Origin of the sequence: Bradyrhizobium sp. 164, assembly GCF_023073715.1 — a bacterium.
GTDB lineage: Bacteria > Pseudomonadota > Alphaproteobacteria > Rhizobiales > Xanthobacteraceae > Bradyrhizobium.
Window position 1 is genome coordinate 64,492 of record NZ_JADPKA010000104.1, and the last position, 14,701, is coordinate 79,192.

14 protein-coding genes are annotated in these 14,701 nt (G+C 64.9%); 10 read left to right on the top strand and 4 right to left on the bottom strand.

What is annotated here, in order from left to right; all coding sequences use genetic code 11:
• Nucleotides 1-8 precede the first annotated feature (8 nt).
• Both IVB01_RS31535 and hemC read left to right on the top strand, forming a co-directional pair.
• Nucleotides 9-1,634: a choline dehydrogenase gene (locus IVB01_RS31535; RefSeq protein ID WP_247279534.1), complete on the top strand. Its 1,626-nt coding sequence runs from the start codon at nt 9-11 to the stop codon at nt 1,632-1,634.
• A gap of 26 nt (nt 1,635-1,660) precedes the next feature.
• Entirely contained in the window at nt 1,661-2,641 is a 981-nt protein-coding gene (gene hemC, locus IVB01_RS31540) for a hydroxymethylbilane synthase (protein ID WP_247279535.1), read from the top strand.
• A gap of 169 nt (nt 2,642-2,810) precedes the next feature.
• On the opposite strand, the gene hemE is transcribed toward hemC, so the two are convergent.
• Entirely contained in the window at nt 2,811-3,845 is a 1,035-nt protein-coding gene (hemE, locus tag IVB01_RS31545; protein WP_247279536.1) for a uroporphyrinogen decarboxylase, read from the bottom strand.
• Between the two features lie 106 nt (nt 3,846-3,951).
• On the opposite strand from hemE, the gene IVB01_RS31550 reads away from it, so the two are divergent.
• Both IVB01_RS31550 and IVB01_RS31555 read left to right on the top strand, forming a co-directional pair.
• Complete coding sequence (locus IVB01_RS31550) at nt 3,952-4,167, top strand: hypothetical protein (protein ID WP_247279537.1); 216 nt, start codon at nt 3,952-3,954, stop codon at nt 4,165-4,167.
• Nucleotides 4,168-4,338: 171 nt separating this feature from the next.
• Nucleotides 4,339-6,243, top strand: coding sequence for a diguanylate cyclase (locus IVB01_RS31555; protein ID WP_247495169.1), 1,905 nt, complete (start codon nt 4,339-4,341; stop codon nt 6,241-6,243).
• 9 nt (nt 6,244-6,252) lie between these two features.
• Here IVB01_RS31555 and IVB01_RS31560 read toward each other — a convergent pair whose 3' ends face one another.
• Nucleotides 6,253-6,471: a SlyX family protein gene (locus IVB01_RS31560; protein ID WP_346015457.1), complete on the bottom strand. Its 219-nt coding sequence runs from the start codon at nt 6,469-6,471 to the stop codon at nt 6,253-6,255.
• The gene (locus IVB01_RS31565; protein ID WP_247279539.1) at nt 6,461-7,213 is read right to left on the bottom strand and encodes a rhodanese-related sulfurtransferase; all 753 of its coding nucleotides are present in this window, start codon (nt 7,211-7,213) and stop codon (nt 6,461-6,463) included. Before IVB01_RS31565 ends, IVB01_RS31560 begins: the two co-directional genes overlap by 11 nt.
• A 200-nt stretch (nt 7,214-7,413) precedes the next feature.
• Here IVB01_RS31565 and ggt point away from each other — a divergent pair, with 200 nt between their 5' ends.
• The 5 genes from ggt (at nt 7,414) to IVB01_RS31590 (ending at nt 13,614) form a co-directional block, all read left to right on the top strand.
• Complete coding sequence (ggt, locus tag IVB01_RS31570; RefSeq protein WP_247279540.1) at nt 7,414-9,000, top strand: gamma-glutamyltransferase; 1,587 nt, start codon at nt 7,414-7,416, stop codon at nt 8,998-9,000.
• Nucleotides 9,001-9,160: 160 nt separating this feature from the next.
• On the top strand, nt 9,161-9,775 hold the full coding sequence (locus tag IVB01_RS31575) for a (2Fe-2S)-binding protein (RefSeq protein WP_247279541.1): 615 nt from the start codon (nt 9,161-9,163) through the stop codon (nt 9,773-9,775).
• Between the two features lie 4 nt (nt 9,776-9,779).
• Nucleotides 9,780-10,796: a xanthine dehydrogenase family protein subunit M gene (locus tag IVB01_RS31580; protein ID WP_247279542.1), complete on the top strand. Its 1,017-nt coding sequence runs from the start codon at nt 9,780-9,782 to the stop codon at nt 10,794-10,796.
• Between the two features lie 2 nt (nt 10,797-10,798).
• Nucleotides 10,799-13,090 (top strand): xanthine dehydrogenase family protein molybdopterin-binding subunit, encoded by a 2,292-nt coding sequence (locus IVB01_RS31585; RefSeq protein ID WP_247279543.1) that lies wholly within the window; start codon nt 10,799-10,801, stop codon nt 13,088-13,090.
• A 59-nt stretch (nt 13,091-13,149) separates the two neighbouring features.
• Nucleotides 13,150-13,614, top strand: a complete 465-nt coding sequence (locus IVB01_RS31590; protein WP_247279544.1) for an FKBP-type peptidyl-prolyl cis-trans isomerase — start codon at nt 13,150-13,152, stop codon at nt 13,612-13,614.
• 151 nt (nt 13,615-13,765) lie between these two features.
• On the opposite strand, the gene IVB01_RS31595 is transcribed toward IVB01_RS31590, so the two are convergent.
• Nucleotides 13,766-13,984 (bottom strand): CsbD family protein, encoded by a 219-nt coding sequence (locus IVB01_RS31595; protein ID WP_247279545.1) that lies wholly within the window; start codon nt 13,982-13,984, stop codon nt 13,766-13,768.
• A 129-nt stretch (nt 13,985-14,113) separates the two neighbouring features.
• On the opposite strand from IVB01_RS31595, the gene IVB01_RS31600 reads away from it, so the two are divergent.
• Entirely contained in the window at nt 14,114-14,626 is a 513-nt protein-coding gene (locus IVB01_RS31600) for a cupin domain-containing protein (protein WP_247279546.1), read from the top strand.
• Nucleotides 14,627-14,701: the final 75 nt, after the last annotated feature.

A 14,701-nucleotide genomic window follows, 5' to 3' on the forward strand; every position in this document is an offset into this window, starting at 1 on the left:
AGTAGCGCATGAACGCAAATTCCTCCCACGCGCCGTCCGATCCCGAATTCGACTACATCATCGTCGGTGCCGGCTCAGCCGGCTGCGTGCTCGCCAACCGGCTCTCGGCGAATGGCAAGCACCGCGTGCTGCTGCTCGAAGCCGGGCCGAAGGATTCCAACATCTGGATCCACGTGCCGCTCGGCTACGGCAAGCTGTTTAAGGAAAAGTCCGTCAACTGGATGTACCAGACCGAGCCGGAGCCCGAGCTGAAGGGGCGCCACGTCTTCCAGCCGCGCGGCAAGACGCTGGGCGGCTCCAGTTCGATCAACGGCCTGCTCTATGTCCGCGGTCAGCACGAGGACTACGACCGCTGGCGCCAGCTCGGCAACACCGGCTGGGGTTATGACGACGTGCTGCCCTACTTCAAGAAGGCCGAGAACCAGTCGCGCGGTGCCGACCAATATCACGGCAGCGGCGGCCCGCTGCCGGTGTCCGACATGATCGTGACCGATCCGCTGTCGAAGGCGTTCATCGACGCCGCGGTCGAGACCGGTCTGCCCTACAATCCGGATTTTAATGGCGCCACGCAGGAAGGCGTCGGCCTATTCCAGACCACGACGCGCAATGGCCGCCGCGCTTCCACGGCGGTGGCCTATCTCGGCCCCGCCAAGTCGCGCAGCAATCTCAAGATCGAGACCTCCGCACACGCTCAGCGCGTCCTGTTCGAAGGGCGGCGGGCGGTCGGCGTCGAATACCGGCAAGGCGCGGCCTTGCGCCGTGCGCGGGCCCGCAAGGAAATCGTGCTGTCGAGCGGGGCCTACAACTCGCCGCAACTGCTTCAGCTCTCCGGCGTCGGCCCGGCCGATCTCCTCCGCACGCATGGTATCGACCTCGTGCTGGAGGCGCCGGGTGTCGGCCACGATCTTCAGGACCACATGCAGGTCCGCATCGTGATGCGCTGCTCGCAGAAGATCACGCTCAACGACACCATCAATCATCCGCTGCGCCGCACGATGGCGGGCGCACGTTACGCGCTGTTCCGGAAGGGCTGGCTGACGATCGCGGCCGGCACAGCGGGCGCGTTCTTCAAGACTAGCCCGCGGCTCGCTTCGCCCGACATCCAGGTGCACTTCCTGCCGTTCTCGACCGACAAGATGGGCGAGAAGCTGCACGATTTCTCCGGCTTCACCGCCTCCGTATGCCAGCTTCGGCCCGAAAGCCGCGGGACCTTGCGCATCAAAAGTGCCGACCCGACCGTGCCGCCGGAGATCCGCATCAACTACATGTCGACCGAGACCGATCGCACCACCAACGTCGAAGGCCTGAAGATCCTGCGCAAGATCCTGAGCGCGCCGGCGCTGAAGCCGTTCGTCGCTGGCGAGGTCGATCCCGGCACGAAAGTATCCACGGATGCGGAGCTGCTGGATTTCTGCCGCGAGCGCGGCAGCACCATCTACCATCCGACCTCGACCTGTCGTATGGGCAACGACGCGCTCGCGGTGGTCGACCAACGGCTGAAGGTGAGGGGGCTTGACGCCCTCCGCGTCGTTGACGGCTCGATCATGCCGGACCTGGTGTCGGGGAACACCAACGCGCCCATCATCATGATCGCCGAAAAGGCCTCCGACATGATATTGGAGGATGCGCGCTAACCCGCGCGCTTCGAGAGGACAAAGACTTGGCTACGCGATTCAAGATCGGCACCCGCAAGAGCGCGATGGCGCTGGCACAGACGGAAGAGATTGTGCGCTGCCTGACCGCCGCCGTGCCCCATCTCGACGTCGAGATCGTCAAATTCGACACGACGGGCGATCTCGACCAGACCAGCAAGCTCCTGCCCCACGGCGGCAAGGGCGGCGCCTTCGTGGCGCAGATCCGCGCCGCCGTGCTCTCGGGCGAATTGCAGGCGGCGATGCACTCGCTTAAGGACATGCCGGGCAACGAGGACACGCCCGGCCTCGTGATCGGCGCCACGCTGTCGCGCGATCCGCCCAGTGACGCGCTGGTGCTGCGTTATGGCGTGACGCTGGAGACGTTTCGGCAAGCGCGCGGCCGAGGCTTCAAGATCGGCACCAATGCCGTACGGCGCGCAGCCTATGCGCGTCGGCTCTTTCCGGAGGCAGAGATCATTCATTTTCGCGGTGCGGCCGACACGCGTGTGCGCAAGCTCGACAACAAGACGAAGCAGCGTCTGCCCGATGGCGGCGAGGTGGGTCCCGCGGATGCGCTGATCATGGCGCGCTCCGGCCTTGATCGCGTCGGCCTTTCCCATCGCATCGCTTACGAATTCACGCCGGCGGAGATGCTGCCGGCCGCAGGCCAGGGCATCGTCGCCGTTGAATGCGCGGCGCAAGATTGGCAGACGCGGCAAATCCTTGCATCGATCGACGATCCCGCCGCGCACGCCTGTGCCAACGCGGAGCGCGAAGTGCTATGGGTGCTCAACGGCCACTGCAATTCGCCGGTGGCGAGCTTTTCGACCAGCGCCGGCGATCGGATGTCGCTGACGGCGTCCGTGCTCGACCTCTCCGGCAACACCATCATCGAGGCCTCGCGTTCAGGCCCCGCCAACCGCCCGCGCGAACTCGGTCGTGCGGTGGGTCTGGATCTGCTGGCCAAGGGTGCCGCCGAGATCATCGAGCGCAGCCGGCCGCGCTAGCCTGCCTGCGAGATCATAATCCGCGATGATGTCATCGTGCCCCTGTTTTGCCCGACGTGTCAAACGCGCCGGGTGAGTCATGCTGGCTTAGATTTTTCAATGACTTGTCTACTGTGCATGGGGTTGTTTTCGCGCTTTTTGTTTTGCCGCGTCCCACCTGCGAAATAAATCAGCCCCGCACGCGCTTCAGCATCTGCTCGACATGGGCGATCGGCGTTTCCGGCTGGATGCCGTGCCCGAGATTGAAGATCAGCCGCCCTTGCCCAAAATTCGCCAGCACGTCGTCGATGGCCCGGTCGAGGGCGGTACCCCCAGTGATCAACACCAGCGGATCGAGATTACCCTGAACGGCGACCTTGCTCTGCACGCGCTCGCGGATGAAGGCCGGCTCCGCGGTCCAGTCAATGCTCACCGCGTTCACGCTGGTCGTCTCGACATAGCCAGGCAACTGCGCGCCGGCGCCGCGCGGGAAGCCGATGATCTTCGCATCCGGCACCTTGGCGCGCACGCCTTCGACGATGCGCCGCGTCGGTTCGATCGACCAGCGCGCGAACTCTGCCGGCGGCAGCACGCCGGCCCAGGTGTCGAAGATCTGCAAGGCGTCGGCGCCAGCGGTGAGCTGCGCCAGCAGATATTCGACCGAGTTGTCGACCAGCACGTCGATAATCTCTGCAAACGCCTCCGGATGCTGGTAGGCCATCAGGCGCGCTGGTGCCTGGTCGGGCGTGCCCTGGCCGGCGACCATGTAGGTCGCTACCGTCCATGGCGCGCCGCAGAAGCCGATCAGCGCGATCTCGGGAGCGAGCGCGCCGCGCACGATCCGCAGCGCCTCGAACACGGGTGCGAGCTTGGAGAAGTCGGCGCGCGCGGCCAGCGTCGCAATCTTCGCCGGGTCATCCAGCGGTTCGAGCCGCGGGCCTTCGCCGACCTCGAAACGCACGGAGCGGCCGAGCGCATAGGGGATCACCAGGATGTCCGAGAAGATGATCGCGGCATCGAAGCCGAATCGCCGGATGGGTTGCAGCGTCACCTCCGCGGCAAGCTCCGGATTGAAGCAGAGATCGAGGAAGCCGCCCGCCTTGGCGCGCACCTCGCGATATTCCGGCAAGTAGCGGCCGGCCTGCCGCATCATCCACATGGGCGGGATGGCCTGGCGCTGGCCGGAGAGCACGTCGATGAAGGGCTTTGACGCAGACTGGGGCACGAATGGTCCTGAAGAGAGTTATGGCTCCTGATACACTGCCGCGGCCCCCAGCGGAACAGGGGAACCAGCGCAATCGGGCCGCGTTGACCAGCCAATGGAGGAGATCATGGCTGAGAGATTCAACCCTGCGCCGCACGACAAGCATGCCGATGACCTGCGCGAGGCGCTCGCCGCCGATCGCAACGCCAAGCTCGACGGCGGTCTGAAGGATACGTTTCCGGCCTCCGATCCCGTCAGCGTCGCGCAACCGACACCCTCGAAGGCGGATGCGGATGCCGAGCACCCCACGCTCTGGGAGAAAGTCAAGGCCATCTTCAGCTAGCGGGCGGGAGTCGTTCCCGAGAGGCGCGGTAATGTTCTGTTAGCAATGCGCTGATGCTTGCGTCCGTACGACTACGGGAAAGAGCGCATATCGCCGCGCATTACCGCGGTTATTTCAGAGTTCACTGGCAGAAGCGGCAGAGTTTCCGAAAAGATCGGAGAATTCTGCCGCATGAGTGCTGCGACCCAAAAAGCCGGATGGAGCCGTCTGCCGCTGCGCGCGGCGGCGTTCGTCGTGCTGACCTGCGTGACCATTCTCGGGGTCAGCGGCTGGCGCGAGTGGGCCGCGCGCGATGCGGTGCTCAAGAGTGCCGAGACCGAAATGGCGAACGTTGCCCGTTCGCTGACACAGCATGCAGAGGACAGCCTCGATCTGCTGGATTCGGGCGTCGTCGGCGTCGTCAGCCGGCTAGAGATGGACGGCGCCGGCCCGGCCACGATCGCGAAGCTGCGCACCCTGCTGGAAGCGCGCAAGAGGGCCGTTGAGCGCATTCACAGCCTCGCCATCATCGACGATCAGGGCAATTGGCTGACCTTGCCCGGCACGATCGGCTCGACCTTCAGCGACGACGCGTTCTTCCGTCATCATCAGCTCTCTGCGAAACGAGAGGCCCATGTCGGCCGCCCCGTGAAGAGCCTACTGGACGGCGAATGGGTCGTCACCCTGTCGCGTCGCTTCAACAAGCCGGACGGCAGCTTCGGCGGCGTGGTGCTCGCGACCATCAGCTCGGAATATCTTTCGCATTTCTACGAGCAGTTCGAGATCGGCCGCAACAGTTCGGTGGCGCTGACGCATGGCGACGGTCTGATCGTTGCGCGCAACCCGAGTAACGACAAATTCGTGGCCCGCAACGTCGGCGACACACCGCTGTTCCGCGACGCCAGCCTGCAGCAGCCGGGCGGCGCCTATCATTTCAAGTCGCCGCTGGACGGCGCCCAGCGCGTCAGCTTCTTCAAGCGCAGCAGCCGTTACCCCTTGGTCCTGCTCGCCACCGTCGATAAGGACGAACTGCTGGCGCCCTGGCGCGCAGCCGCGATCTCCCGCATGCTTTACGTGGTCGCCCTGGTGATGCTGATCGCGGTCATCGGTGCCGTACTGGTGCGGCAGCTGCAACGGGGCCAGCGCATGGCCGCAGCCCTGATCGAAAAGGAGGCTCACTTCCGCCTGCTCGCGGAAGGCTCTAGCGATATGGTGACCCGCATCGGGCTCGACGAGCGGCTGCGCTATGTCTCGCCCTCGTCGGTGCGCCTCGTCGGCTGGCGCGCCAATCAACTGATCGGCACGCCCGCGCTCGCGGGCGTCAATCCGGAGGATCGGCCGCAGGTTCAGGCGATCGTCGACGCCATGAAGCGTGGCGAGAAGGAGGAGGCGCGCCTCGTCTATCGCAACTCGCACCGGGAGAACGGCGAAGTCTGGCTCGAATCGACCATGCGGGTGACACGCAAGGCCAACGGTAACATCGACGGCGTGGTGGCGATCTCGCGCGACATCACCGAACACAAGAAGCTGGAGACCAGGCTTGAGACGCTCGCGATCGAGGACAGCCTCACCGGCCTTGCCAACCGCCGCCGCTTCGACGAACGTCTGAAGGACGAGTGGGCGCGCGCCTATCGCGACCGCTCCAGCCTCGCCTTGCTGATGGTCGACGTCGACCACTTCAAGGCCTACAACGACGAATACGGCCATCCTGCCGGCGATGCCTGCCTCCGCCGGGTGGCGCAGGTCATCGCGGCCGAGATGCAGCGTCCCGGCGATCTGGCGGCGCGCTATGGCGGCGAGGAGTTCGCCATCCTGCTGCCGAACACCGATGCCGAGGGCTGCGCCCGGATCGGCGACCGGATTCGACGGGCGATCCGCGAGGCGGGCCTCGTCCACACCAGCAACTGTGCCACCGGTTGCGTTACCGCTTCGCTCGGAGGCGCAGCCTGCCGGCCGGTGCTGGAGCGCACGGCGGGCGTGGCCTCGCTCGTCGAGGCGGCCGATCAGGCGCTCTACGCCGCGAAAGAGGCCGGGCGCAACCGGTTGATGATGTCGGGCGAGGTGGCCAGCCTGATGCTCAAGGCGTCCGGTCAGTAGCTCATCGTTTCAATAATGCGGCGGGCGCTCGTTGGCAGGCCCCGGCGCATTCGCCTCGGCATCCTGGAGCCGTTCACTGAGCTGCGCAATGTGCCGCGTCAGCGCATCGATCTGCTTCCACTGTGCGGTGATAGTCTGGTTCAGCGTTTCGATGGTGTCGTCCTGATAGCTGAGGCGCATCTCCAATGCGTCGATGCGCTCGCTCAGCGTCTTGATCTCATTCGCCACGGCTGTGCCCCTTGTCGAGTTCGCGCAAAGCGTGGCCGAGCGCGACGCGCTCGTCGAATACGAAACACTCGCCGCGCCAGCGGCTCTGCGTCTCCGGCACCTCTTCCAGATATCTCAGGATGCCGCCCTTGAGGTGATAGACCTCGGCAAAGCCGCGCGCGAGCAGATGCGCGCTGGCCTTCTCGCAGCGAATGCCGCCGGTGCAGAACATCGCGATCCTGCGGTGCTTTGCCGGATCGAGCTGATCGGCGGCAAAGTCCTTGAACTGGCCAAAACTCTTGATGCCGGGATCGACCGCGCCCTCGAACGTGCCCATCGCCACCTCGAAGGCGTTGCGGGTGTCGAGCAGCAGCGTGTCGGGTGCCGCGATCAAGGCATTCCATTCTGCGGCGTCGACATACGTGCCGACGTTCTTGGTCGGATCGGCGGCCGCATCGCCGAGCGTGACGATCTCCTTTTTCAGCCGCACCTTGAGCCGGCGGAACGGCATCGCCGCCGCGGTCGAGAATTTGAGCTCGAGATTGTCCAGCCTGCCGCCGAACATGTCGCCGTGCGCGAGCTCGTCAGTGAAAGCGTCGATCGCCTCCGGCGCGCCCGCGACAGTGCCGTTGACCCCCTCCTGGGCCAGCAGCACGCTGCCCTTCAGGGCCAGGCCAGCACAGAATGCACGCAACGGCTCGCGCAGCTCCCGGTGATCCGGGAGGGCGGCGAATTGGTAGAAGGCGGCGACCTTGTAAGTCATGGCGGCTCGTTTAGCAGGCGACGGCCGCCCGGAAAACCCGCTATGGCTGAAGCCGCGATCCGTCCATATACGCCCAGCGGATGGCAGCCATTTCATTGGTATGCCAGCATTGCTCCGGCTGGCCGGAATATGCCATGTAGGCCGGGTTTTTCCGAGATGGCGCGCCGTCGCGCCGGACGTCCAAGAAAGCAAGAATTCGCATGAGAAACTTCCATTTCCCCGGCAGATCCACGGTCCACGCCACCAACGCGATGGTGGCGACCTCGCATCCGCTGGCCTCGCTCGCCGCGATCGAGGTGCTGCGCGAGGGCGGCACGGCGGTGGACGCTGCGGTCGCCGGCTCGGCCGTGCTTGGCGTGATCGAGCCGCAATCGACCGGCATCGGCGGCGACTGCTTTGCGCTGATCCAACCGCGGGGCGAGGGCAAGATCATCGCCTATAACGGCTCCGGCCGCGCGCCGAAAGCGGCGAACGCCGACTGGTATCTCGAGCGCAAAATCACTTCCGTGCCGCTGACCTCGGCGCATGCGGTGTCGATTCCCGGCGTGGTCGACGCCTTCGCCACCGTGTTGCGCGATCACGGCAAGTTCGGTTTCGACCGGCTGCTCCAGCCAGCGATCAAGGCGGCCGAAGAAGGCTATGTCGTCGCGCCGCGCATCGCCTTCGACTGGAAGAACCAATTCGAGAAGCTGAAGGGTGGCACCAACACCGTGCGTTACCTGTTGCCGGGCGGAAAGCCGCCGGTGGCCGGCGACCTCATCCGCCAGCCGGAGCTCGGCAAGACGCTACGCGCGATCGCCAGGGATGGTCGCGACGCCTTCTATAAGGGCCCGATCGCGGAAGACATGGTCGACACCCTCAGGGGCATCGGCGGCCTGCACACGCTCGACGATTTCGCCGCGCATACGACGGAAGTGACCACGCCGATCGGCACCATGTACAAGGGCTATGACGTCTGGCAGTGCCCGCCGAACGGACCCGGCCTCACTATGCTGCTGATGCTCAACATCCTGTCGCGGTTTGACCTGAAGAAATATGCACCGCTCAGCGTCGAGCGTTTCCATCTCGAGGCGGAAGCCGCGCGCATCGCCTACATGCATCGCGAGTTGCATGTCGCCGATCCCGACCACATGCAGATCGAAGTCGCCAAGATCCTCGCCAAGGAATTCTGCGACGAGCACATCGCCAAGATCCGCATGGACGGCATGCTCGACCTGCCCAACGTCGCACCGCCGATGAATCCCTCGACCATCTACATCACGGTGGTGGACAAGGACCGCAACGTCTGCTCGTTCATCAACTCGATCGCGCATTCCTTCGGCTCGGCGATCGTCTCGAACAAGACCGGCGTCTTGTTCCAGAACCGTGCCGGCGGCTTCCGCATCCAGCCGGGCCATCCCAACTGCATCGCGGGCGGCAAACGGCCGCTGCACACGATCATGCCGAGCCTGCTCACCAAGGGCGGCCGGTCCGTGATGCCGTTCGCGGTGATGGGCGGACAATATCAGCCGGTCGGCCAGACCCATGTGCTGACCAACATCCTCGACTATGGCTGCGACGTGCAGGAGGCGATCGACATGCCGCGCGGCCTGCACTACGAGGGCCAATATCAGCTCGAGGACAGCGTGCCAGCCGCGATCGTCGAAGGCCTGAAGAAGCTCGGCCACAAGACCACCAGCGTGGTCGGTCCGCTCGGCGGCGCCCAGGCGATCTGGATCGATTGGGACAGGGGCACGCTCACCGGCGGTTCCGATCCACGCAAGGACGGTTGTGCGCTGGGCTATTGAGGCGCCCGCGCGGTTCCCCCGCAAGATCAGGAAAAGTTGACAAAGGGCGGCGCGGCATTTGCTGCGTCGCCCTTTCTGGAACGGAGCTCATGGCTTCAGGTTAAGGGGCGATGAGCGGTGCAGGCGTGTGCTGCTTGGTTCGAAGCAGTGGAGGCCGTCCATGTCCGATAAATCAAGTTCCAAAGCATCCGCATTCGATCGGCGCGCCTTTATGGTGGGCGCTGCCGGCAGTGCGCTTGTTCCGATCACGGCGCGCGCAGCCGCGGGGGATACGAGCGCGTCAGTCGCACAAGATCCGGCGCTTCCTGTCGAGGTCACCCTCCACGTCAACGGCAAGGACAAGCGCCTGAGCATCGATCCCCGCACCACGGTGCTCGACGCGCTGCGCGAACACCTCAAGCTCACCGGCAGCAAGAAGGGCTGCGATCACGGCCAGTGCGGTGCCTGCACGGTGCTGATCGACGACCGGCGCGTGGTGTCGTGCCTGACGCTTGCGCTCGCCGCCGAGGGGCAGGAGATCACGACGATCGAAGGGCTTGCCACCGACGACCGTCTGCATCCGATGCAGCAGGCCTTCATCGACAACGACGCATTCCAGTGCGGCTATTGCACGCCCGGCCAGATCATGTCCGCTGTGGCCTGCGTCAAGGAGGGCCATGCAAACAGCGAGGCGGATATACGCGAGTATATGAGCGGCAATATCTGTCGCTGTGCCGCTTATCCCAATATCGTCGCCGCCGTGAAGCAGGCCGCGCCCGAGATCATGAAAGGCTAGGCGCATGCGACCGTTTTCGTATCAGAGGGCAACAGACCCTGACATGGCCGTGCAGGCGCTCAGCGCCGCCGCGGCCGCGAACAATCCGCTGACCCAGGCCGCTGCGCAGCCGCTCGCCGGCGGCACCACGCTGATCGACCTGATGAAGCTGGATGTGATGCGGCCGGCCGCGATCGTCGACATCAATCCGCTTGCGCACGGCTGGTCGGTGATCGAGCCAAATGGCGACAATTTGCGGCTCGGCGCGCTCGCAAAGATGTCCGACGTCGCCGCGCATGACGGCATCCAGCGCAACTACCCGGTGATCGCCAATTCGCTGAAGCTCGCCGCCAGCGCCCAGCTGCGCAACATGGCGACGCTCGGCGGTAACGTGATGCAGCGGACGCGTTGCAGCTATTTCCGCGATGTCTCCTACGAGAATTGCAACAAGCGCCATCCCGGCTCCGGTTGCGCCGCGATGGACGGCGTCAATCGCATGCATGCCGTGCTCGGAATCTCCGACCAGTGCATCGCGACCTATCCGGGCGATTTCGCCCAGGCGCTGATCGCGCTCGACGCCACGGTCGAGATCACGGGCAAGGCCGGCACGCGCAGCATGCCGTTCGCCCAGCTTCACAAGGCGCCGGGCAGCACGCCAGACATCGAAACCACGCTTCAGCCCGGCGAGCTGATCTCGGCCTTTGCGGTGTCCGGACGCTGGCCGCGATCGGTGTATCTGAAGGCGCGCGACCGCCAATCCTACGAGTTCGCGCTGTCTTCGGCTGCGGTGGCGCTCGACGTGCAGGACGGCACGATCAAGGATGCGCGCGTCGCGCTTGGCGGTGTCGCAACCGTGCCCTGGCGAGCGCGCGAGGCAGAGGCGCTGCTCAAGGGACAAAAATTCGACGAAGCCCTCGCACAACGCGCCGCCGATGCTGCGTTCGCAGACGCGAGAGGGCGGCGGCACAACAGCTTCAAGATCGCGCTCGGCAAGCGCGTGGTGGCACGCGCGCTCCAGCAGGCCGTAACGATGGAGATCTGATCATGACTGCTGCTGCTCCCGAGCCGAAGATCAACATGGGCCAGCCCGTGCCGCGCTATGACGCCGTCGTGAAGGTGACGGGACGCGCCACCTATGCGTCGGACATGCCGCTCGCCGATCCCGCCTATGCGTTTCTCGTCACCAGCGCCATCGCCAAGGGGCGAATCGATCGCTTCGACCTCGATGACGCCAGGCGTGTCCGGGGCGTTATCGACATCGTCACGCACGAGAATGGGCCGAAGCTGAAGGAGTCGAAGCTCTTCAGCAATGGCGGCTATGCAGGCACGACGATCCAGCCGCTGAAATCGGCCGACATTGCCCATGATGGCCAGATCATCGCGGTGGTCATTGCCGAAAGCTACGAGGCGGCGCGCGAGGCGGCCAACCGCGTCAAGGTCAGCTACACAGCCGCCGCGCCGAGCGCGACCTTCGACTCGCCCGGAACGACCATTGCGGCCGCGAAGGGACAGAATGCCCAATTCAAGGAAGACCCGAAGGTCGGCAACTTCGCAAAGGCGTTCGAGGAGGCCGAGGTCAAGCTGACCGCGTCCTACGACACCCCGACGCAGCATCACAATCCGATGGAGCTGTTCTCCACCAGCTGCGCCTGGATGGGCGACGAACTCGTCATCTACGAGCCGAGCCAATTCGTCTACGGCCTGAAATATGGCGTCGCCGAACAGCTTGGCATCGACGCCGACAAGGTCCGCGTGGTCAATCCCTATGTCGGCGGCGGCTTCGGCTCGCGCGGCTCGATGACACCGCGCACCGCCATCATCGCCAGCATCGCAAAGCGCCTGAGCCGGCCGATCAAGCTGGTCCCGACCCGCGACCAGGGCTTTACCATCACCACCTATCGCGCCGAGACCCGCCACGAGATCAAGCTGGGGGCGAGCCGTGATGGCAAGCTGCTGGCCTTAAAGCATGAGGGCGCCGAAATCTCTTCGCGCCCCGACGCCTATTGCGTCGGCGGCACCAAGACCACGACGCGGCTCTATGCCTGTCCGAATGTCGACAGCCTCGTCTCGATCGTGCGCGCGGACCGCAACACGCCCGGCTTCATGCGTTCTCCACCGGAGGTGCCGTATCTGTTTGCGCTGGAGAGCGCGATGGACGAGCTTGCGGTGAAATTGAACATGGATCCGGTCGAGCTCCGCCGTATCAATGATACCACCGTTGAGCCGATTGGCGGCAAGCCCTACACGTCGCGCTCGCTGATGGCCTGTTTCGACGAGGCCGCCAAGGCGTTCGGCTGGGCGCAACGCTCGCCGCAGCCGAAATCGATGTCGGATGGCGACTGGCTGATCGGCTATGGCTGTGCCGCCACCTGCTACCCGACCCAGATGGGCCCGGCGGCCGCGCGCGTGCGCCTCCAGCGCGACGGCCGCACCCGGGTCGAGATCGCCGGCCACGAGATCGGGACCGGCGCCTACACCGTGGTCGCCCAGACCGCCGCCGAGCGGCTCGGCGTGCCGCTCGAGAAGGTTGCGGTCTTCATCGGCGACAGCGATCTGCCGCCGGCGCCTGTTGCCGGGGGCTCGAATTCGACGGCCAGCACCTGCTCCGTGGTGATGATGGTGTGCGATCAGATCCGCCAGCGCCTGTTCAAGGCGGCGATGCCGAGCCAGAGCCTGACGGACAAGGCCAAGGAGACCGTGGGCATCGGCCAGACACCGGCCACACAGGCGGCGAAAGGTGACCGCCCGCTCGACCTCGAGAAGGCGTTCGACGCACTCGGTGTCGGCGTCGTCGAGGAGTATGGCGAGTGGAAGCCGGAGGGCGCGCCGCTGGATTCCTTCCGCGCCATGCACAGCGGGCAGGTGCGGCTCGTCGGCGGTCACGCCATGAAAGACCAGATCGCCTATGCCTTCGGTGCGGAGTTCGTCGAGGTCCGCGTCAACCGCTTCACGCATGAGATCCGCTGTCCCCGTCTGGTTGGCGCGTTCGCGGCAGGCCGCATCATGAATCCGCGCACCGCGCGCAGCCAGCTGATGGGCGGGCTGATCTGGGGCATGTCGTCGGCGCTGCTCGAGGCCACCGACATCGACGAGCGCAACGCGCGCTACGTCAACGACAACTTCGCCGACTACCTCGTGCCCGTGAATGCGGACGTGCCCGGCGTTGAGGTCATCCTGCTCTCCGAGCAGGACGATCACATCAACCCGGCAGGCGTGAAGGGTCTCGGTGAGCTCGCCAATGTCGGCACCAATGCGGCGATCTGCAACGCGATCTATCACGCCACCGGCCAGCGCATCCGCAAGCTCCCGGTCCGGCTGGAAAATATCGAGGTGTAGGGGTGGAAACCTCATCGGCGTTGCGCTAGACACCTCCCGCCTCAAACGGAAGGTGCCTCATGCAGCGTTTCCAACGCGCGCTCCTCGCCCTGATGTCGGCACTCGCGATCACCGTGATTGCCAGCGTGTCGCATTTCGTTTCCACCACGGCCTCGGCCCAGACCGCAGGAAAGACCATGACCACAGCTTCAGGCTTGCAGATCATCGACAGCGTCGCCGGCACTGGCGCTTCGCCCAAGGCGGGCCAGATCTGCGTGATGCACTATACCGGCTGGCTCTACGAGAACGGCCAGAAGGGCAAGAAATTCGACTCGTCCGTCGACCGCAACGAGCCATTCGAATTCCCGATCGGCAAGGGCCGCGTCATCGCCGGCTGGGACGAGGGCGTCGCTTCGATGAAAGTCGGCGGCAAGCGCACGCTGATCATCCCGCCGCAACTCGGCTACGGCGCCCGCGGTGCCGGCGGCGTGATCCCGCCGAACGCGACGCTGATGTTCGACGTGGAATTGCTCGCGGTAAAGTGACGGCGCAGCCGTCATTCCGGGATGGTCCGAAGGAGCAGACCCGGAATCTCGAGATCTCGGGTTCGATGCTGCGGATCGCCCGGATGGCTGAGCAAGACAAACAAAAAGACCGGCCTTCCGGCCGGTCTTTTCGCTTTTGGCGATGCGCGCGCTACTCCGCGGCGCGCTTTGCCGCAGCGGCGGCACGATCCATTGCCTCCTTCGCGGCGTCCTTGGCATCGCCCATGGCCTGCTGGCCCTTGCCCTTCACTTCCTGGACTGCGCCTTCGCCCTTCATACGTTCCGAGCCGGTGGCTTCGCCGATGCCCTGCTTGGCCTTGCCGATTGCCTCGTTGGCATTGCCCTTGATCTTGTCGGTCGTGCTGCCCATGAAACTCTCTCCTTCGGGTTCGCTCGCGAAGACAACGTCTCATGACTACGAGGGTTCCGAATTTGCTGTGGCTCGCGGGCGTGGCTTTGGGTTAGTTTGCCGCGCAAGGAACCAACAGAAAGCAGTCCCATGACCGGCCATGACCACACGCATTCGCACCATGCACAGGATCACGAGGATCGCTGGAAACATGACGGCGTACGCGTCATCCCGGGCAACCAGCTCGATACGAATGTGCCATCGACGGCAGGTATGGACCGCGCGGCCGCGATCAATTTCGCGCGGGTCGGCGCCCAGAAATTGTGGGCGGGCACGGTGAGCATCAAGCCCGACGCCAAGACCGGCGCGCATCACCACGGTCATCTCGAAAGCGTCATCTATGTGGTGAAGGGCAAGGCCCGGATGCGCTGGGGCGAGCGTCTGCAATTCACCGCGGAGGCAGGCCCTGGCGATTTTATTTTCGTCCCGCCTTACGTCCCGCATCAGGAGATCAACGCCAGTCCCGACGAGGTGCTGGAATGCGTGCTGGTGCGCAGCGACGGCGAGGCGGTCGCAATCAATCTCGATATCGAGCCGGTCGAGAAGCCCGAAACCGTGCTGTGGATCGACCCCGTTCACCGCGATCCCAACGAGAAGAAGTAAGGCGTCCGAGGAGGAGCGAGGTTCGGAGCGACGGAACCTTGCAGGAGAAGGTCAAAAAATATTCGGAAGCTATGT

Coding starts and splice junctions, on each gene's coding strand:
- IVB01_RS31535 (WP_247279534.1), top strand. CDS start 9: ATGAACGCAAATTCCTCCCACGCGCCGTCCGATCCCGAATTCGACTAC.
- IVB01_RS31550 (WP_247279537.1), top strand. CDS start 3,952: ATGGCTGAGAGATTCAACCCTGCGCCGCACGACAAGCATGCCGATGAC.
- IVB01_RS31555 (WP_247495169.1), top strand. CDS start 4,339: ATGAGTGCTGCGACCCAAAAAGCCGGATGGAGCCGTCTGCCGCTGCGC.
- IVB01_RS31565 (WP_247279539.1), bottom strand. CDS start 7,213: ATGACTTACAAGGTCGCCGCCTTCTACCAATTCGCCGCCCTCCCGGAT.
- ggt (WP_247279540.1), top strand. CDS start 7,414: ATGAGAAACTTCCATTTCCCCGGCAGATCCACGGTCCACGCCACCAAC.
- IVB01_RS31575 (WP_247279541.1), top strand. CDS start 9,161: ATGTCCGATAAATCAAGTTCCAAAGCATCCGCATTCGATCGGCGCGCC.
- IVB01_RS31580 (WP_247279542.1), top strand. CDS start 9,780: ATGCGACCGTTTTCGTATCAGAGGGCAACAGACCCTGACATGGCCGTG.
- IVB01_RS31585 (WP_247279543.1), top strand. CDS start 10,799: ATGACTGCTGCTGCTCCCGAGCCGAAGATCAACATGGGCCAGCCCGTG.
- IVB01_RS31590 (WP_247279544.1), top strand. CDS start 13,150: ATGCAGCGTTTCCAACGCGCGCTCCTCGCCCTGATGTCGGCACTCGCG.
- IVB01_RS31595 (WP_247279545.1), bottom strand. CDS start 13,984: ATGGGCAGCACGACCGACAAGATCAAGGGCAATGCCAACGAGGCAATC.
- IVB01_RS31600 (WP_247279546.1), top strand. CDS start 14,114: ATGACCGGCCATGACCACACGCATTCGCACCATGCACAGGATCACGAG.